This is a genomic window from Pseudescherichia sp., assembly GCF_031998825.1.
In the GTDB taxonomy this organism is placed as follows: Bacteria; Pseudomonadota; Gammaproteobacteria; order Enterobacterales; family Enterobacteriaceae; genus Pseudescherichia.
In genome coordinates, this window is the sequence record NZ_DAMACX010000015.1 from 17,420 (window position 1) to 35,014 (window position 17,595).

General features: G+C 57.4%; 19 protein-coding genes. 11 read left to right on the plus strand and 8 right to left on the minus strand.

All coding sequences use genetic code 11. The features are described 5' to 3' along the window. Positions 1–42: 42 nt before the first annotated feature. The 3 genes from RTP97_RS09210 to RTP97_RS09220 are packed head-to-tail and all read left to right on the plus strand — an operon-like array spanning position 43 to position 1,888. Positions 43–390, plus strand: coding sequence for a DUF202 domain-containing protein (locus RTP97_RS09210; RefSeq protein ID WP_312412866.1), 348 nt, complete (start codon positions 43–45; stop codon positions 388–390). Beyond that, positions 380–751 (plus strand): DUF202 domain-containing protein, encoded by a 372-nt coding sequence (locus RTP97_RS09215; RefSeq protein ID WP_312412867.1) that lies wholly within the window; start codon positions 380–382, stop codon positions 749–751. Before RTP97_RS09210 ends, RTP97_RS09215 begins: the two co-directional genes overlap by 11 nt. Positions 752–757: 6 nt before the next feature. Beyond that, a complete protein-coding gene (locus RTP97_RS09220) occupies positions 758–1,888 on the plus strand; it encodes a cellulase family glycosylhydrolase (RefSeq protein ID WP_409455931.1) in 1,131 nt (376 codons plus the stop codon). Here RTP97_RS09220 and emrD read toward each other — a convergent pair. Further along, entirely contained in the window at positions 1,791–2,975 is a 1,185-nt protein-coding gene (gene emrD, locus RTP97_RS09225) for a multidrug efflux MFS transporter EmrD (RefSeq protein WP_312412869.1), read from the minus strand. The genes RTP97_RS09220 and emrD overlap by 98 nt on opposite strands. 176 nt (positions 2,976–3,151) lie before the next feature. Next, on the minus strand, positions 3,152–3,985 hold the full coding sequence (locus RTP97_RS09230; RefSeq protein ID WP_312412871.1) for an EamA family transporter: 834 nt from the start codon (positions 3,983–3,985) through the stop codon (positions 3,152–3,154). 195 nt (positions 3,986–4,180) lie between these two features. On the opposite strand from RTP97_RS09230, the gene ivbL reads away from it, so the two are divergent. The 3 genes from ivbL (at position 4,181) to ilvN (ending at position 6,362) form a co-directional block, all read left to right on the plus strand. Then, complete coding sequence (gene ivbL / locus RTP97_RS09235) at positions 4,181–4,279, plus strand: ilvB operon leader peptide IvbL (protein ID WP_144818304.1); 99 nt, start codon at positions 4,181–4,183, stop codon at positions 4,277–4,279. Positions 4,280–4,379: 100 nt separating this feature from the next. Beyond that, complete coding sequence (gene ilvB, locus RTP97_RS09240; RefSeq protein ID WP_312412872.1) at positions 4,380–6,068, plus strand: acetolactate synthase large subunit; 1,689 nt, start codon at positions 4,380–4,382, stop codon at positions 6,066–6,068. Between the two features lie 3 nt (positions 6,069–6,071). Next, the gene (gene ilvN / locus RTP97_RS09245; RefSeq protein WP_042393444.1) at positions 6,072–6,362 is read left to right on the plus strand and encodes an acetolactate synthase small subunit; all 291 of its coding nucleotides are present in this window, start codon (positions 6,072–6,074) and stop codon (positions 6,360–6,362) included. 1 nt (position 6,363) lies between these two features. On the opposite strand, the gene RTP97_RS09250 is transcribed toward ilvN, so the two are convergent. Beyond that, positions 6,364–7,155: a DeoR family transcriptional regulator gene (locus RTP97_RS09250; protein ID WP_312412873.1), complete on the minus strand. Its 792-nt coding sequence runs from the start codon at positions 7,153–7,155 to the stop codon at positions 6,364–6,366. Between the two features lie 188 nt (positions 7,156–7,343). Here RTP97_RS09250 and rbsK point away from each other — a divergent pair, with 188 nt between their 5' ends. The 5 genes from rbsK to nepI all read left to right on the plus strand — a co-directional run bounded on the left by rbsK (position 7,344) and on the right by nepI (position 12,539). Beyond that, complete coding sequence (rbsK, locus tag RTP97_RS09255) at positions 7,344–8,264, plus strand: ribokinase (RefSeq protein WP_268106257.1); 921 nt, start codon at positions 7,344–7,346, stop codon at positions 8,262–8,264. Positions 8,265–8,295: 31 nt separating this feature from the next. Beyond that, complete coding sequence (gene fucP / locus RTP97_RS09260) at positions 8,296–9,612, plus strand: L-fucose:H+ symporter permease (RefSeq protein WP_312412875.1); 1,317 nt, start codon at positions 8,296–8,298, stop codon at positions 9,610–9,612. An 11-nt stretch (positions 9,613–9,623) separates the two neighbouring features. Continuing rightward, a complete protein-coding gene (locus RTP97_RS09265; RefSeq protein WP_312412877.1) occupies positions 9,624–10,640 on the plus strand; it encodes an aldose 1-epimerase family protein in 1,017 nt (338 codons plus the stop codon). Between the two features lie 65 nt (positions 10,641–10,705). Continuing rightward, positions 10,706–11,158, plus strand: a complete 453-nt coding sequence (locus tag RTP97_RS09270) for a DUF1198 domain-containing protein (RefSeq protein WP_103820547.1) — start codon at positions 10,706–10,708, stop codon at positions 11,156–11,158. Between the two features lie 196 nt (positions 11,159–11,354). Beyond that, positions 11,355–12,539 carry a purine ribonucleoside efflux pump NepI gene (gene nepI, locus RTP97_RS09275; protein ID WP_312412878.1) on the plus strand — a complete coding sequence of 395 codons (1,185 nt, stop codon included), beginning with the start codon at positions 11,355–11,357 and terminating at the stop codon, positions 12,537–12,539. Positions 12,540–12,591: 52 nt separating this feature from the next. Here nepI and RTP97_RS09280 read toward each other — a convergent pair whose 3' ends face one another. The 5 genes from RTP97_RS09280 to RTP97_RS09300 all read right to left on the minus strand — a co-directional run bounded on the left by RTP97_RS09280 (position 12,592) and on the right by RTP97_RS09300 (position 17,472). Further along, positions 12,592–13,971 (minus strand): carbohydrate porin, encoded by a 1,380-nt coding sequence (locus RTP97_RS09280; RefSeq protein WP_312412880.1) that lies wholly within the window; start codon positions 13,969–13,971, stop codon positions 12,592–12,594. A 133-nt stretch (positions 13,972–14,104) separates the two neighbouring features. Then, entirely contained in the window at positions 14,105–14,407 is a 303-nt protein-coding gene (locus tag RTP97_RS09285; RefSeq protein ID WP_042393431.1) for a PTS lactose/cellobiose transporter subunit IIA, read from the minus strand. Between the two features lies 1 nt (position 14,408). Beyond that, positions 14,409–15,800: a glycoside hydrolase family 1 protein gene (locus tag RTP97_RS09290; protein ID WP_312412882.1), complete on the minus strand. Its 1,392-nt coding sequence runs from the start codon at positions 15,798–15,800 to the stop codon at positions 14,409–14,411. 19 nt (positions 15,801–15,819) lie between these two features. Continuing rightward, on the minus strand, positions 15,820–17,145 hold the full coding sequence (locus RTP97_RS09295; protein WP_312412883.1) for a PTS sugar transporter subunit IIC: 1,326 nt from the start codon (positions 17,143–17,145) through the stop codon (positions 15,820–15,822). A 12-nt stretch (positions 17,146–17,157) separates the two neighbouring features. Continuing rightward, positions 17,158–17,472: a PTS sugar transporter subunit IIB gene (locus RTP97_RS09300; protein WP_312211929.1), complete on the minus strand. Its 315-nt coding sequence runs from the start codon at positions 17,470–17,472 to the stop codon at positions 17,158–17,160. Positions 17,473–17,595 lie beyond the last annotated feature (123 nt).

Below are 17,595 nucleotides of genomic sequence, written 5' to 3' on the forward strand. Positions count from 1 at the left end.
GTCGTTGCCGAGTTAAAGTCAGGCCACCCACAAGGACACCGCATGAAAATTTCTCGCCTCGGTGAAGCGCCGGACTACCGCTTCTCGCTGGCAAACGAGCGCACCTTCCTCGCCTGGATCCGCACCGCGCTGGGCTTTCTGGCGGCGGGGGTGGGCCTCGACCAGCTCGCCCCGGACTTCGCCACGCCGCTTATTCGCGAGCTGCTGGCATTGCTGCTCTGCCTCACCTCCGGCGGGCTGGCGATTTTTGGCTACCTGCGCTGGCTGCGCAATGAGAAGGCGATGCGTCTGAAGCAGGATCTCCCCTATACCTACAGCCTGCTGGTTATCAGTATCATGCTGCTCGTCGTTGCAGCGGTGGTGATGGCGCTGGTACTCTATGCCGGATAGCCGCAAAGCCCGCCGCGAGCGGGATCCCGGCCTGCAGCCCGAGCGCACATCGCTTGCCTGGCTGCGCACCCTGCTGGGCTACGGCGCGCTGCTGGTGCTGGCGGTAAAGCACAACGGGCAGCAGGCTGGCGCGGCCTTCTGGGTCGCCATTGCCCTGCTGGCGGCGGTGGCGCTGATCCTCTGGCGCTACACGCTGAAGCGCAACCTGATGGACGTGGGCCGCAGCGACTTTTTGCGTCCGTCAGCGGTACGGGACAAGCTTCTGGTTGCTTTGGCGGTGCTCTCGCTGGCACTGCTGTTTGCCGCTACTCATCTCCAGCAGATCGCGCTATTTCTTCTTGCGGCGCTACACGCCGGTTAAAAAAGCATGCTAAAAAATAGCGGTGCGTTAACTCATCTTCTCAGGCTAACCGTGTATACGTTTTCGATCGCTGCTGCGTTATTGCTTGTTACCTCTGCCGTTTATGCTGAACCGCCGCTGACGGCCGCACGTTATGCGGCGCAGCTTGGCGTAGGCATGGACGTTGACTGGGCGCGCACCGAGCGCGGCATCCGCGAGTTCGATCCGTTAGTAGTGCGGGATTTTGCCGCGCAGGGGATAGCGCATGTGCGTATTCGCGTCGCAGGCGAGCCGACGGAGGCGCGGCTCATTCACCTGCGTAAGCTGGTGCAAGCGTGCGAGCACTACGGGGTGATCCCGATTATCGCCTATCAAGCCGATGAGTATAAAAACGATCCAAAACCCGATAATGAAAGAGAGGTCGTAAACTGGTGGAGCGCCGTTGCGCACTACTTCGGCAACAGTTCGCCACAGCTAGGCTTCGATCTCATTTATGAACCCGCAGACAAGCTGAACCATAATCTCGTGTCGCTCAACCGCGTCTACGAAAAAACCATTAAAGCCATTCATGATATTAACGCCCAGCGCATGATATTTATCGCGCCGCGCCTGCGGGCCGAACCGGAAGATCTCTCCAGTCTGAAGCTGCCAGCACACAGCCAAAATTACCTGCTGGCGGAGTGGCATATCTTCCCGTGGGGGCCGCTCAAGAGTAACGGCAGGTATCCGTGGACATCGGGGACGGCGGCGGAGAAGGCAGCAATTCGAAATCGCATTAATGTCGCGCTGCGCTGGCAGCAAAAAACCGGTCACGTCAGCTGGATAGGTGGCTGGGGCGTCGGTGAATCCAGCCATTTTACCCCTACCGCGTCGCAAATGGCTTTTGCCACCTTTATGGCCTGCGAGCTACAGCAGGCAAAAATTCCTTACGCCATTAATGCCGATGCGCAGTTTTACGATGGTGAAGAGGGGGCGTGGCGTCCCATAGCCGAACCGCTGCTGAAGACAATGATCGCCCCGACATGTGAAAAGCCCGGCGAGAAGCCGGGCCATCACAATGTTAAACAGGCTGCTCGTGATGCGGGGCACGCGACGCCAGCGGCAGCCAGCACAGTAAAATCAGTAGTCCCATCAGGGTCATCAATAAACCGAGGCTAGCCTGGCCGGTTTGCGGCATCATGGCCGAGAGCCATGCCAGCGCGCCGGAGCCGATATTCTGTAGACCACCCACCAGCGCGCCCGCCGTTCCGGCGAGGAACGGAAACGGCTCCATTGCGCCACTGGTGGCGAGCGGGAAGAGCATCCCCGCGCCGAAGAAGAACAGCGCCGCCGGGATCAGCAGCGTCCAGACGCTCATCACGCCAAACAGGCCCGGGATCCACATCATCACGCCTGCCAGCAAACAGCTCATCACCGACTGCCACATCAGGGTGGAGAAACGCTTATTCTGGCGTCCGGCAAACCATGCGCCGAAGAAGGCCGCCGGGATGGGTAGAATAAACAGAATGCTTACCACCATGCTGCTTAACCCAAGCCCCGCCCCTAACAGCACGCCGGAGCAGGCTTCGAACACGGCGATACCCGCCAGGCCACCGATCAGCATCAGCAGATAGCAGTTGAATGACCCGCTGCCGAAAAGCACTTTGTAGCTGGTGAGCAGTTTTGTGCGCGGTGCGCCTGCGGGGCGAGTCTCAGGCATCCAGCGCGCCATGCTGAAGGCCACTATTACACACAGCACCAGAAGGAAGGCGAAGCAGGCGCGCCATGACCAGAGGGTGTTTAGCAGGCCACCAATCAGCGGGGCCAGCAGTGGACTGACCAGAATGCCCATGTTTAACAGGCTGTTGGCATGACGAAGCTGGGTTCCTTCATACATGTCGCGCGGTAAGGTTCGCGCCATCACGCCGCCGACGCCGGTCCCAACGCCCTGCATCGCGCTGGCCGCAATTAATATGGTCAGACTATGGGTGGTCAGGGCAATCAGCGTCGCCACCATGAAAATGCTCATGCCCACTAAAATAACCGGGCGACGCCCTACGCGATCGGATAAGGGGCCATAGACGAGCTGGGAGAGGCCATAGGTCAGCAGATAGGCGGCCATTACGCTCTGCACTGCGCCCTCGCGAACGTGAAGCTCCTTTGCCATGTCGGCAATGGCCGGAATGTAGATGGTTTGCGCCATCTGACCGACCGCCACCAGTAACACCAGCATCAACAATAAGTTAACGTTCCTTTGTCTTTTCATGTCGCTGAATAGTTTTGTTAAATGAGAGAAATAAAGAATAAGTGACTACGCACGCCCATAAATGCGCGAGAAATCTACCACAGTGGGAGGATAAGTTAAGTATCAGGGTGATGAATGAGCAAAAGCGAAAAGGCAGGATTTATGAACAACGTTGGCAACTAATATTGCCTGGGTGTTTATGCCAGGCGTAATAGAATAGCTCCGCCGGCAATGCCCAGTGCAGCAGCGATGCGCACCCTGGCAATCCGCTCTTTTAAGAGTAGAAAAGCGAGAAGCGCGCCAAAGAGTATCGAGGTTTCACGCAGGGCCGCGACCACGGCCAGCGGAGCCTGAGTCATTGCCCACAGTGCCAGGCCGTACGATCCCATGGTTCCCGCCCCGCCAAATAGCCCTTTCTTCCAGTGCAGACGCAGGTAGCTGGACGCTTCGCGACGGCGTGCCACCATCGCCCAGCAGAGCAGACAAAAACCGTTCATAAAGAAGGTCCACAGCGTATAGCCCAGCGCGGTGTCTGACAGACGCACGCCGGTACCGTCTACCAGCGTATAGCCAGCGATAAAGCAGGCGTTCAGCAGCGCCAGCCAGACCCCTTTGCGTGACTGCATCCGACCATTCAGCGCCATGGCAAGTATCGACAGGCAGATAACGCCGATCCCAGTCCAGGCGAGCCACGAAAGCGTATCCCCCAATGCCAGGACGCTAATCAGCGCGACCAGCAGCGGGGCCGTGCCGCGCATCAGGGGATAGGTCTGGCTCATATCCGAGACGTGGTAAGTTTTTGCCACCAGCACCGTATACACCACCTGTAACGCACAGGAGATCGCTAAAAAAGGCCAGCTGGCGGCAGAGGGCTGAGGCGAGAAGGGCAACAGGATCAGGGCGATAAGCGTGGCGGAGCCGCTAACGCTAATTGCAGCGTAGAGCTTATCCGTTCCAGCTTTTACGATGGCGTTCCAGCTGGCATGCAGCAAGGCGGCGAACAAGAGAATGCAGAAAACAGAGAGCGTCATAGCGAACCGGGTGGTGAATTGTCATACAACAGTAACACTTAACCCTGCTCCGGCAGCATTTTTGTTTGGCGTTGAAACGTGATCGGTCACGCATTTTTACCGCCGCTGCGATAAAACGATTGTCATGCTGCACCAGCTGTGTTTGTATAAATTCAGCGAATAAATACACAACACAACATACATAACAGGCCCCTAATGAACCCAGCCATGCTGACATCGACTCTACTACGCACCGCGCCATCTGCCGCGGTCGTCGTCGTGCGTGTGGTGGTGGTCGTCGGCATAGCGCCGTAGGGTCCGGAACACACGATTCCAAAACCCCGCCGGCGCAAACCGGGCGGGGTTTTTCGTTTAGACCGCCCGGAAAGTCGGCCCAGAATTAAAGGACTGGAGCATGGCAAGTTTGGGCACAACCTCGCAGGCAAGGCGCTTTACCGGCGCGCAGTTAATCGTTCATTTACTGGAGCGTCAGGATATCTCCATCGTCACCGGCATCCCGGGCGGCACGGTGCTGCCGCTGTACGACGCCCTGAGTCAAAGCACGCAGATCCGTCACGTCCTGGCCCGGCACGAGCAGGGTGCAGGCTTTATCGCGCAAGGCATGGCGCGCACCCAGGGGAAACCCGCCGTCTGTATGGCCTGTAGCGGGCCGGGGGCTACCAACCTGGTGACCGCCATCGCCGACGCGCGCCTCGACTCCATTCCGCTGGTCTGCATTACGGGCCAGGTCCCCTCGTCGATGATCGGTACCGACGCGTTTCAGGAGGTGGACACCTACGGCATCTCTATCCCCATCACTAAACACAACTATCTGGTGCGCGACATCCGCGAGCTGCCGCAGGTCATTAGCGACGCGTTCCGTATTGCCCAGTCAGGCCGTCCCGGCCCGGTGTGGATAGATATTCCTAAGGATATTCAGACTGCTGAGATCGAATTAGACATTCTGCCGGAGCCGGGTGATGCCGCACCCGCCCCGGCGTTCAGCATCGAGAGCGTGCGCGAGGCTGCAACGATGATTAACCAGGCCCAGCGCCCGGTACTCTACCTGGGCGGCGGGGTGATCAACGCGCCGGAGCAGGTGCGGACTCTGGCGGAAAAGGCCAGCCTGCCGACCACCATGACGCTGATGGCGCTCGGCATGCTGCCGAAACAGCATCCGCTGTCGCTGGGCATGCTGGGGATGCATGGCGCGCGCAGCACCAACTTTATCCTGCACGAAGCCGATCTGCTGGTGGTGCTGGGAGCACGTTTTGATGACCGGGCGATTGGCAAGACCGAAACTTTCTGCCCGAACGCCAAAATTATCCATGTGGATATCGATCGCGCCGAGCTGGGTAAAATCAAACAGCCGCACTGCGCTATTCAGGGTGACGTCGGTGAGGTGCTGGACCAGCTGATCCCGCTGATTGCAGAGGATACGCGTGACGCCTGGCGCGATACCGTGGCGCAGCTGCAGCAGGAGTTTCCGGCTAACATGCCGGGCGCGGACGATCCGCTGAGCCACTACGGTTTAATTAACGCCGTCGCGGCCTGCGTTGATGACAGCGCGATTATCACCACCGACGTCGGGCAGCACCAGATGTGGACCGCTCAGGCCTATCCGCTCAATCGCCCGCGCCAGTGGCTCACCTCCGGCGGTTTAGGCACCATGGGCTTTGGCCTGCCGGCGGCTATTGGCGCAGCGCTGGCCAATCCCGATCGCAAGGTGCTGTGCTTCTCCGGCGACGGCAGCCTGATGATGAACATTCAGGAGATGGCCACCGCTGCTGAAAACCAGCTCGATATCAAAATCATCCTGATGAATAACGAGGCGCTGGGGCTGGTGCATCAGCAGCAGAGCCTGTTCTACAAGCAGGGCGTATTTGCGGCGACCTATCCGGGGACGATCAACTTTATGCAGATCGCCGCCGGGTTTGGCCTGCACACCTGCGATTTAAACGCTGCGGCCGATCCGCACGCGGCTCTGCAGGAGATCATCTCCCGTCCGGGTCCGGCGCTGATCCACGTTCGTACCGACGCTGAGCAAAAAGTCTATCCAATGGTTCCGCCGGGCGCGGCCAATACTGAAATGGTGGGAGAATAAGCCATGCCACAATCAACACATGACAACGTTATTCTGGAACTCACCGTCCGCAACCACCCTGGGGTAATGACCCACGTCTGCGGTCTCTTTGCCCGACGCGCCTTTAACGTCGAGGGCATTCTCTGCCTGCCGCTACCGGGCGGGGAGCAGAGCCGCATTTGGCTGCTGGTGGCGGACGATCAGCGACTAGAGCAGATGATGAGCCAAATTGACAAGCTGGAAGATGTGGTAAAAGTGGTGCGGAACCAGTCCGATCCCACCATGTTTAACAAAATTGCCGTCTTTTTCGAGTAGATTACTCGCTGTCTGAATCAGGGGTGATCGCCTTGACCGAGCCGTTCCGGCAGTGGAGAGCATACTCTGCCGATAGCGGGCGATCGCTGATCAGCACGTCAAACTGCGCGAGCGGGGCGATGCTGGCCGGGGCCACCTCATCAAAGAGGGCGGAGCGCGCCAGCAAGATCTTACGGATGCCGTGCTCCATCGCTTTGCGCTTCACCGGCAGATCGTCGAGGTTGAACCAGGTCACGCCATAGTGCTCATGCACGCCGCTGGCAGAGATGAATACCTTGCGCGGGTTGAGCGAATCCAGAATCGACGGGTTGTTAGGATCGTAAAAGGCGTCGCTCTTAGCGCGGTAGGTGCCGCCGCAGAGCATGGCGGTGGCGTTGGGTTTGGCGTTCAGCGCCATAAATACCTGATGCGAGTAGCAAATACCGGTGAAGGTAATCTCGTCGGGGATCATATCGATCACCAGCGGCATCTCCGGACCGTTGTCGAAAAACACCAGATCGTTCTCACTCACCAGGCCTGCGGCGAGGATCGCAATCGGCATATCATCCCGGTGATGACCGCGCATGGCAACGGCGGCAGGCTGGCTGGCGGTTGAGGCAGCAGGCTTGTTAACCATCACGATATAGCCCCCGAGCAGCGCCAGCGGCAGCGGCTCATCCTCCTGGCTAAAATCGCGACGAATGGTCATCACGGAAACCTCCAGCATCCGCGCCGCATCTTTCAGGTGGATGCGGTCGGTCTTTTTGAGCAGCTCCGTCAGGCGACGAATACGCTCTTTCTGCTTGGTTTCCATTCTCTCTCTCCGCTTTACCAGCCTAATCATCTTCTTATGTTTCTAAAGTAACATTTTCCTTCCAGGGCGGGAACGCTGCGGCATCAAATGTTGCTGTAATCGCGAGCGGAGTCACAAATGATACTAAAATAACATGATAATGTTACGATAATATCATTGTTAAGCGTTTGTTTCTGAGAGGTAGGAAAATGGATATCGCAGTCATCGGCTCCAACATGGTGGATTTAATCACCTACACCCACCAGATGCCGAAAGAGGGTGAAACCCTTGAAGCACCAGCATTCAAGATTGGCTGCGGCGGTAAAGGTGCCAACCAGGCCGTTGCCGCAGCGAAGCTCAACTCCAAAGTATTGATGCTGACCAAAGTGGGCGATGATATCTTTGCCGACAACACCATCCGTAATCTCGAGTCGTGGGGCATCAATACCACCTACGTAGAGAAAGTGCCATGCACCAGCAGCGGCGTCGCGCCTATTTTCGTTAACCCCAACTCCAGCAACAGCATCCTGATTATTAAAGGGGCGAACAAATTCCTCTCGCCGGAGGATATCGATCGCGCCGCGGAAGATCTGAAGAAATGTAAGCTCATTGTTTTACAGCTCGAAGTGCAGCTGGAGACGGTCTATCACGCCATTGAGTTTGGTAGAAAGCATGGCATTGAGGTGCTGTTAAATCCGGCCCCGGCGCTGCGCGAGCTGGATATGTCCTACGCCTGCAAATGTGATTTCTTTGTGCCGAATGAGACCGAACTGGAAATTCTCACCGGTATGCCGGTCGACAGCTACGACAATATTCGTCGTGCCGCCCGCAGCCTGACCGATAAAGGGCTGAACAATATTATCGTCACCATGGGCGAGAAGGGCGCACTGTGGATGACCCGTGATACGGAAGTGCATGTCCCGGCGATCAAAGTGAATGCCGTCGACACCAGCGGCGCGGGCGATGCCTTTATTGGCTGCTTTGCGCACTACTACGTCCAGAGCGGTGATGTAGAAACCGCCATGAAAAAAGCCTCGCGTTTCGCGGCCTTCAGCGTAACGGGCAAAGGCACCCAATCGTCCTATCCCAGTATTGAGCAGTTCAATGAATTTCTGGCGATAAACGAATAATAAAAACCCCTGCACTGTAAAAGGTAGCACTATGAACGATAAAAACATCGTTCAGATGCCCGATGGGTATCTGAATAAGACCCCTCTGTTCCAGTTTATTTTGTTATCGTGCCTGTTCCCATTATGGGGCTGCGCCGCAGCGTTAAATGATATTTTAATTACGCAGTTTAAAAGCGTATTTTCCCTCAGTAACTTCGCCTCTGCCTTAGTGCAGAGTGCGTTTTACGGTGGCTATTTCTTAATTGCTATTCCGGCATCGTTAGTCATTAAAAAAAGCAGCTATAAGATTGCGATTTTAATTGGCCTGACGCTCTATATTGTCGGCTGTACGCTCTTTTTCCCGGCATCGCACATGGCAACCTACACCATGTTCCTCGCCGCGATTTTTGCAATAGCCATCGGCTTAAGCTTCCTTGAGACCGCCGCCAACACCTACAGCTCAATGCTGGGGCCGAAATCCCATGCTACGCTGCGCCTCAACATCAGCCAGACCTTCTACCCGATCGGGGCAGCGGCGGGTATTCTGCTCGGCAAGTACCTGGTCTTCTCCGAAGGCGACAGCCTGGAGAAGCAGATGGCGGGCATGACGCCAGAGCAGATCCACAACTTCAAGGTGCTGATGCTGGAGAACACATTAGAGCCGTATAAGTACATGATCATGGTGCTGGTCGTGGTGATGGTGCTGTTTATGTTGACTCGCTTCCCGACCTGTAAAGTGGCGCAAACGGCGAACCGTAAGCGCCCGTCGGCGATGGACACCCTGCGCTATCTGGCAAGCAACGCCCGCTTCCGCCGCGGCATTCTGGCCCAGTTCCTCTATGTTGGTATGCAGGTTGCGGTCTGGTCGTTCACCATCCGCCTGGCGCTGGAGCTGGGGGATATCAACGAGCGGGATGCCTCCAACTTTATGGTCTATAGCTTTGCCTGCTTCTTTATCGGCAAGTTCGTGGCCAACATTTTGATGACGCGCTTCAACCCGGAGAAGGTGCTGATCCTCTACTCTGTTATCGGCGCGCTGTTCCTGGCCTACGTGGCGCTGGCCCCGAGCTTTAGCGCGGTCTATGTGGCGGTGCTGGTCAGCATCCTGTTTGGACCATGCTGGGCCACCATCTACGCCGGTACGCTGGATACGGTGGACAACGAGCATACCGAGATGGCGGGGGCGGTGATCGTGATGGCGATTGTCGGCGCGGCGGTGGTGCCGGCGGTGCAGGGCTACGTAGCGGACATGTTCCACTCGTTACAGCTCTCATTCCTGGTCTCTATGCTCTGCTTTATTTACGTCGGCATCTACTTCTGGCGTGAAAGTAAAGTGCGTCGCGAACTTACCCCAGCAACCGCTTCCTGAGGAGAACTGCTATGAAAACCTGTTTGCCACTGTGGCGTGAGCTTTTTACCGCGCAGCCGCGAACGCTGCTGGAGAACGCCGATTTTACGGTCAGCGCCTTCCGCTATCCGAGCGGTGTTGAGGGCCTGAGGGTGGCAAACGCCCGCGGACATCTGGTGATCTTACCCTGGCTGGGGCAGATGATCTGGGACGCGGAGTTTGATGGCCACGAGCTGACCATGCGCAACATGTTCAGCCAGCCGAAGCCAGCGAAGGAAATTGTCGAAACCTACGGCTGCTTTGCCTTCCACTCGGGTCTACTGGCCAACGGCTGCCCCTCCCCGGAGGACACCCATGCGCTGCACGGGGAGATGGCCTGCGCGGCGATGGACGAGGCCTGGCTGGAGATCGACGGTGACACGCTGCGCGTCGGGGGCCGCTACGAGTATGTGATGGGCTTCGGCCATCACTACCTGGCGCAGCCCGCGGTCACGCTGCGTAGGGCCAGCGCGCTATTTGATATCGATATGACGGTGACTAACCTGGCCTCGGTGGCGATGCCGCTCCAGTATATGTGTCATATGAACTATGCCTATGTTCCCGAGGCGACCTTCAGCCAGAACCTGCCGGACGAGGCGCTGGCGCTGCGGGAGTCCATTCCGGCCCATGTTAAACCCACCGAGCAGTGGCTGGCGTTCAACCAGCGCATCCAGCAGGGTGAAACCACGCTGAAGACGCTGAGCGAGCCGGCGTATTACGATCCGGAGATTGTCTTCTTTGCCGACAGGCTGGATCGCTACACCGCGACGCCGGAGTTTCAGATGACCGCCCCGGACGGCACGACCTTCGTGACCCGTTTCTCCAGCGCGGAGTTCAACTATGCGACGCGCTGGATTTTATACAACGGCGATCAGCAGGTGGCGGCGTTCGCGCTGCCGGCTACCTGCCGTCCGGAAGGGTTCCTGGCGGCACAGGCCAACGGCAGCCTGCTGACGCTGGCCCCGCAGGAGAGCCGCAGCTTCAAAGTAACTACCGGGATAGCGCACTAAAGAGACTGTATGCGTCGCCGCGTTTACCTTTATGATAAGCATTCCGGTACAGGGCAGGAGCTTTCATGATTTGGTTAACGCTGGCGACGCTGGTTATTGTTTTTGTAGTAGGTTTTCGCGTTTTGACCTCAGACTCCCGGCGGGCGGTGCGTCGTTTGAGCGAGCGGCTGGGTACCACACCGATGCCGGTTGAATCGATGATCGATCAGCTGGGTAAAGCGGCGGGCGCGGAGTACATTCAGTACCTCTCCCGCCCGGACGAGGCGCATCTGCAAAATGCCGCCCAGACGCTGCTGATCTGGCAGGCGTGCATTGTCGATAGCAGCGAGCAAAATCTCCACTACTGGCACCGCACGCTGCAAAAAGCGCGTCTGGCTGCGCCGCTGACCGATGCCCAGGTACGTCTGGCGCTGGGTTTCCTGCGCGAGCTGGAGCCGGATATGGCAGAGATCAACAACTTCCAGATGCGCTACAACGCCTTTTTTATGCCTGAAGAGGGTGTTCACTGGCTGCATTAAGCAGCGTAACGCCGGATGGCGCTACGCTTATCCGGCCTACACATCATGCTCGATCCTGTAGGCCTGGCAAGCGCAGCGCCGCCGGGCGCAATCAATTGTACATTTCACTGTATAAGTTGCTAAAACGTTAAATGCGTCACACTCAGAATGTTACACTGCGCGACTTTACCGCAATGTGACGTTGCCTGGAGGCAAAATGAGTGAGCATTTACAGGGAAAACCCCACCCGGAACTGGCCCGTCCCAACTGGTCAGCCGTCTTCGCCGTCGCCTTTTGCGTGGCCTGCCTCATCACCGTAGAGTTTCTGCCGGTCAGCCTGCTGACGCCGATGGCGCAGGACTTAGGTATCTCTGAGGGCACCGCCGGGCAGTCGGTCACTATGACCGCCTTTGTCGCCATGTTCGCCAGCCTGTTTATCACCCAGACGATTCGCACCACCGATCGCCGCTACGTGGTGCTGATCTTCTCGGTGCTGTTAACCCTCTCCTGCCTGCTGGTGTCGTTTGCCAACAGCTTCACCCTGCTGCTCATCGGGCGCGCCTGCTTAGGGCTTGCTCTCGGCGGCTTCTGGGCGATGTCCGCCTCGCTCACCATGCGCCTGGTCCCGATGCGTGTGGTACCTAAAGCGTTGTCGGTAATTTTTGGCGCGGTGTCGATTGCGCTGGTGATCGCCGCTCCGCTGGGCAGTTTCCTCGGCGGTATTATCGGCTGGCGAAACGTCTTTAACGCGGCGGCGGTGATGGGGATCGTCTGTACGCTGTGGGTCTGGAAAGCGCTGCCCTCCCTGCCGGGCGAGCCGATGCAGCACAAGGAACATATGTTTGGCATCCTCAAGCGGCCTGGCGTGCTGGCGGGAATGATCGCCATCTTTATGGCCTTTGCCGGCCAGTTTGCTTTCTTTACCTATATTCGCCCTATTTATATGAGCATGGCAGGCTTTGACGTTGATGGCCTGACGCTGGTGCTGCTCAGCTTCGGTATCGCCAGCTTTATCGGCACCTCGATGTCGTCCGCGTTCCTGAAAAAATCGCTGAAAACGGCGCTGACCGCCGCGCCGCTGGTGCTGGCCCTTAGCGCCCTGACGCTGATCCTCTGGGGCAGCGATAAAACCGTCGCCTCTGCAGTTACGGTGGTGTGGGGATTAGCCTTTGCGCTGGTGCCGGTGGGCTGGTCGACGTGGATCACCCGCTCGCTGGCGGATCAGGCGGAAAAGGCTGGATCGATCCAGGTTGCGGTGATCCAGCTTGCCAATACCTGCGGTGCGGCGGTCGGTGGCTACGCACTCGATAACCTCGGCCTGCTCTCGCCGCTGGTGCTCTCCGGCAGCCTGATGCTGCTGACGGCGCTGCTGGTGGCTGCGAAAGTACGCGTAAAAGGGTAATTGCTCTCTGCCCGGCAGGCGCTGCGCCGCCGGGCATTTCGCTCGAACTACATCAGAACCACGCTTCCCACATTGCGCCGACGTTGAACGAATCCAGATTGCTCTCTTCCGTGCCGTTAACCCGTGCGGTACGGTCGTTATCTACCTGGCCACCGGTGACGTAGAAGCGCAGCATCGGACGGAACTCCGGCCCCATCGCAATTGAGATGTTCTGCGACAGCGTCAGCTTCCAACCGTGGTTATCTCCGCCCTGGTCGAAATCAACCCGCTGATAGCCCGCTTCCAGCCAGGTCGAGTGCACCTCGTTCCACCAGTACATCGGACGCACGATCGCGCCGTAGTTGCGTCGGTTATCCACGCTATTGGCATCGTTATCGTAGTCGTGGAAGGCGAGCAGGTACTCAATCTGTGCCTGCTGGGTAAACTTATAGTTACCTTCGAAGCTGGCATAGATCGCCGTCAGGTCGTCGGTTTTGTTATAGACGCTGTTGTCTGAGTTGTCCGAGTAGCGGGCAATCACCTTGTTCACGCCTTTCTCACCGGTGTGGCTCAGCACCACGCCACCCTGCCAGGCATTTTTACGCTCGTCGGTGTCTACCGCCTTCGAGTCAAAGCCGTAGTTGGCGTACAGCTCCAGATCCAGCGGGCCGACCTTCATGCCGTGCACTTTGGAGGTAATGGCGTAGTTGCCTTTATCACCGGTGCCGGAGCCGCCGGTACAGGTGATACGCGACGGGTTGCCCTCATCGTTCATCACTTCCGGACTACAGGACTCCACCGCCGCCACTGCCGCGACGTCAAACTGCACGCCGCCGATGTCGAAGTTTTTCACCCCTGCGCCCTGGCCGTCGTGGTTCATCCAGAAGTAGTCGTTGATCCCCTGCTGCGGACGCTGGTGGAAATCACGGCCAGCCCACAGGTAGGCGTTGGGGTTGGACTCCAGAATGTTAGTCACTCCGGCGTAGGCTTTTTTCAGGTTCACCTCGTCGCCCCAGTGGTCAAACATCACGTTGATGTCCCAGATTGCCCCGTTGTTGCCTTTGAACGCTTTCGAGAGCTGGAACTCACCGCCGTTGCCTTCGTTGCCCAGACGACCGATGGCGGAGGAGCCGTTATAGGAGCCATCAACGCCAACAAATTTCTGATCGCCGCCCTGGAACTGCGCCCCGTAGCGGGCATAGCCGCTAAACTTCACGCCAAAAGGAATGGCCATATCCGGCGACTGGGCCGCAGACTCCGGCTCGGTGATCACGTCGGCTTTTTTATCTACCGCCACATCGATTTTCTTTTGCCGCTCCGCGAGGGCTTTATCCACCGCTTTTGCCACAATCGCGTCGATCTGTTCCTGAGTAAACTCCTGGGCGCTGACTGAACCAGAGCAAAGGGCAGCCATAACCGCCAGCGCGACTGGAAGTTTTTTATTGATATTCATTTTTTGTCTCGATCTAATATATTATTTTTAGACAATAACTATCCCGCCGCTTGATGCGGAATAGTTGCGCTATCACCATTAATTGTGAGGTACAGATTACTTAAAAACTGACTGACTATTTCTCCATAATTAATTAACGTTGATAAAGACGAATAATCTCTTCCGACAGTTCACGCGCCAGCAGCGACGTCATTAAATGATCCTGGGCGTGAACCATAATTAAGGTCATCGGCTGGCGGGCCTCCCCGGCATCCTGCTCGATCAGTTTGGTCTGCATATGGTGCGCCTGGCGAGCGTAGCCGTCCGCCTCGCGCAGCAGGCTGTTCGCCTCGTCAAAGTTGCCTTCGCGCGCGGCGTGCAACGCCTCGAAGCAAAGGCTGCGTGACTGTCCGGCGTTGACGATAATCTCCATGACGGCCTCTTCCAGTTCAATCATCTTATTGCTCCTCATTGAATCCGTTATTGGCGGCGGTGGCAGCAAACCACTCTCCGCTGCGTTTAATCGTCCGCGTCTGGCTGGCTAAATCGAGCTGCACAAAGCCATAGCGGTTTTTATAGCCGTTGCACCATGACCAGTTATCAATAAACGTCCACATATGGTAACCGAGGCAGTGACAGCCCTCCTGAATACCCTTATGCAGCCACTTCAAATGGCCGGAAACAAACTCAATCCGGTATTGATCGTTAATTTGACCATTCTCAATAAAACGCTGCTCATTCTCGACGCCCATGCCGTTCTCTGAAATAAAACAGCGTGGGTTGCCGTAATTAACGCGTAAATTAGTGAGGATGTCGTAAATACCCGGCTCGTATATTTCCCAGCCGCGGTAGGGGTTCATTTTCCGGCCCGGCATCTCGTAATAATCAAACAGCCACTCCGGCATAAACGGCGAGGCCGGGTTAACCGCGCTGTCGCGGCATTTCACGCGTCGCGGCTGGTAGTAGTTGATCCCCAGCAGGTCGATTTTGCCGTTGGCAATCAGGGCGCTGTCCTCCGGCCGGCAGGCCGGCAGCTGATCGTACTCTTTCAGCAGTGCCACCAGATCCGCCGGATATTCGCCAACCAGCACCGGGTCGAGGAAGCTGCGGTTAAACAGCAGGTCGGCATGGTGCGCGGCAGTGAGATCCGCCGGATTGTTTGAGCGCGGATAGGACGGCGTCAGGTTGAGGACAATGCCGATCTCTCCAGGATAATGCCCGGCGCGGTAGGCGCGAACCGCCGAGGCGTGCGCCAGCACCGTATGGTAGGCCACCGTTGCCGCCCGCTTGAAATCCACTACGTTGGGGTAGTGGAAGTCATACAGGTAACCGCCTTCCACCGGTACAATCGGCTCGTTGAAGGTAAACCAGTGCAGCACCCGGTCGCCAAACAGCTCGAAACAGATCCGCGCGTAGCGGCTAAACGCCTCCACCACCTCGCGGTTCTCCCAGCCCCCTCTCTCCTGCATCGCCATCGGCATATCAAAGTGGAACAGGGTGATAAATGGGGCGATCCCCTGGGCCAGCAGCTCATCAATAACGTTGTTATAGAACGCCACCGCCTCAGGATTAACCTCGCCCACGCCGTCCGGGATCAGCCGCGACCAGCTCAGCGAGGTACGGAAGCTGTTGTGGTTGAGCTGCTTGAGTAGGGCGATATCCTGCCGCCAGTTCTGATAGAAGGTCGACGTGTCCTGCGGGCCGACCTGCTGGTGAAAGCGCCACGGCTGGCTGGCATACCAGTGGTCCCACGTGGTCGCGCTTTTGCCGCCCTGCTGGCTCTGCCCTTCGGTTTGCAGCGCGGAGCTGGCGCTGCCCCACCAGAAATGCTCTGGGAATGCGTATTTCATCTCTTTTCTCTCCCGTGAATTACTGGCGAACGGTTCCGGCCAGCGGAGTAACGTCCTGTGCTTTCTGCTCTTCGGTTTTCATTAGTGAACGCTCATAGGCCCGCAGGAACGGCAGGTACATCAGGGCGGACATCACCATGCAGATCCCGCACATGATGACCGGACTCAGTGCCCAGTTAGCGGCCCAGGATGCGCCAATAGGTGCCGGTGTTGTCCATGGCGTTAGCGAGACTACCTGCGCCAGCCAGCCCAGTTTTGTCGCGCCATAGGCGAGGCAGGCGTTAACCATCGGCACGAAGACGAAGGGGATAAACAGCATCGGGTTCATGATGATCGGTGCGCCAAAAAGAATCGGCTCGTTGATATTAAAGAAGCTCGGCACGATGCCCATTTTACCGATGGTCCGCAGGTGGGTCGCGCGGCTACGCAGCAACAGGATGGCCAGCGGCAGGGTCGAGCCAACGCCGCCAATCAGCAGATAGTGATCCCAGAAGCCCTGCAGATAGATATGCGGCAGCGCTGTGCCCGCCGCCAGCGCGGCCTGGTTGGCAGAGAGGTTCGCCATCCAGAAGGGGTTCATAATGCCGGTCACGATCAGGGCACCATGAATACCGGCAAACCAGAAGATCTGGCACAGCAACACGGAGAGCAGGATGGCAGGCAGTGAATCCGACGCTGAGACCAGCGGCTCAAGCAGGTGCATAATCGCCTGGGGCAGGATCATGCCGGTTTGCGCCTCGATGAACAGGTTCAGCGGGTGCAGCGTGGCAATAATGACGACTACCGGAATAAGGATCTCAAAGGAGCGCGCCACGCCGGTGGGGACCTCTTTTGGCAGGCGGATAGTAATGTTGTTCTGCTTCAGCCACGCATAGACGCGGGTCGAGTAGATAGAGGTAATCAACGCGGTAAAGATCCCCTGACCCGACAGGTACTGGGTAGAGATTTTACCGTCGGCATAGGGTGCGGCCACCAGCAGGAAGGCCATAAACGCCAGCAGCCCGGACATCACCGGATCGAGATTAAACTGCCGCCCGAGGCTGGCACCGATCCCGACCGAGATAAAGAAGGTCATCACGCCCATGCTCAGGTTAAACGGCAGCATCAGCTGTTCGCGGTAGGTCAGGGAGAAATCGAGCCAGCCCCGCGCGAAACTATTGGTGGTGTCGGCAGAGAAGGGCGGGAAGATAAACACCAGCATAAAGGAGCCGATGATCATAAACGGCAGCGCGGCGGTAAAGCCGTCGCGAATGGCGATAACGTACTTCTGTTGCCCCAGACGCCCCGCCAGCGGCGTGATGGACTGCTCGATAACGGCAACCATGGATTGATATAACGAACTCATAGGAACACCCTTTTAGTGTGCCGCTTCGATGAGCGACAGAGCAAAGTCCAGCACCTTGTCGCCGCGCTGCATACCGTAGTCCATTGGGTTAATGGGCTGAACGGGAATGCCTTGGGCGGCAGCCTTTTCTGACAGCGTGTTGAGCATGTATTTCACCTGCGGCCCCAGCAGCACCACCTGGTAACGCGGGAACTGAGTGTCAAACTCCGCTACGCCGTAAGCATCGATCTCTACCGGTAAACCTCTTTCATCTGCCGCTTCGACCATTTTCCTGACCAACAGGCTAGTGGACATCCCCGCGGAGCAGCACAGCATGATCTTGATCATCATCCCCATCCTCTAAATGTTAAAAGTTATTACAATGATGATTGGATAACAGATGGAAACCGGTTTCCATCTGTTAGGCCTCGAAGTGTGATACCCATCAAAATCCATAAGCCATATGATAAT

Coding starts and splice junctions, on each gene's coding strand:
- RTP97_RS09210 (WP_312412866.1), top strand. CDS start 43: ATGAAAATTTCTCGCCTCGGTGAAGCGCCGGACTACCGCTTCTCGCTG.
- RTP97_RS09215 (WP_312412867.1), top strand. CDS start 380: ATGCCGGATAGCCGCAAAGCCCGCCGCGAGCGGGATCCCGGCCTGCAG.
- RTP97_RS09220 (WP_409455931.1), top strand. CDS start 758: ATGCTAAAAAATAGCGGTGCGTTAACTCATCTTCTCAGGCTAACCGTG.
- emrD (WP_312412869.1), bottom strand. CDS start 2,975: ATGAAAAGACAAAGGAACGTTAACTTATTGTTGATGCTGGTGTTACTG.
- RTP97_RS09230 (WP_312412871.1), bottom strand. CDS start 3,985: ATGACGCTCTCTGTTTTCTGCATTCTCTTGTTCGCCGCCTTGCTGCAT.
- ivbL (WP_144818304.1), top strand. CDS start 4,181: ATGAACCCAGCCATGCTGACATCGACTCTACTACGCACCGCGCCATCT.
- ilvB (WP_312412872.1), top strand. CDS start 4,380: ATGGCAAGTTTGGGCACAACCTCGCAGGCAAGGCGCTTTACCGGCGCG.
- ilvN (WP_042393444.1), top strand. CDS start 6,072: ATGCCACAATCAACACATGACAACGTTATTCTGGAACTCACCGTCCGC.
- RTP97_RS09250 (WP_312412873.1), bottom strand. CDS start 7,155: ATGGAAACCAAGCAGAAAGAGCGTATTCGTCGCCTGACGGAGCTGCTC.
- rbsK (WP_268106257.1), top strand. CDS start 7,344: ATGGATATCGCAGTCATCGGCTCCAACATGGTGGATTTAATCACCTAC.
- fucP (WP_312412875.1), top strand. CDS start 8,296: ATGAACGATAAAAACATCGTTCAGATGCCCGATGGGTATCTGAATAAG.
- RTP97_RS09265 (WP_312412877.1), top strand. CDS start 9,624: ATGAAAACCTGTTTGCCACTGTGGCGTGAGCTTTTTACCGCGCAGCCG.
- RTP97_RS09270 (WP_103820547.1), top strand. CDS start 10,706: ATGATTTGGTTAACGCTGGCGACGCTGGTTATTGTTTTTGTAGTAGGT.
- nepI (WP_312412878.1), top strand. CDS start 11,355: ATGAGTGAGCATTTACAGGGAAAACCCCACCCGGAACTGGCCCGTCCC.
- RTP97_RS09280 (WP_312412880.1), bottom strand. CDS start 13,971: ATGAATATCAATAAAAAACTTCCAGTCGCGCTGGCGGTTATGGCTGCC.
- RTP97_RS09285 (WP_042393431.1), bottom strand. CDS start 14,407: ATGATTGAACTGGAAGAGGCCGTCATGGAGATTATCGTCAACGCCGGA.
- RTP97_RS09290 (WP_312412882.1), bottom strand. CDS start 15,800: ATGAAATACGCATTCCCAGAGCATTTCTGGTGGGGCAGCGCCAGCTCC.
- RTP97_RS09295 (WP_312412883.1), bottom strand. CDS start 17,145: ATGAGTTCGTTATATCAATCCATGGTTGCCGTTATCGAGCAGTCCATC.
- RTP97_RS09300 (WP_312211929.1), bottom strand. CDS start 17,472: ATGATCAAGATCATGCTGTGCTGCTCCGCGGGGATGTCCACTAGCCTG.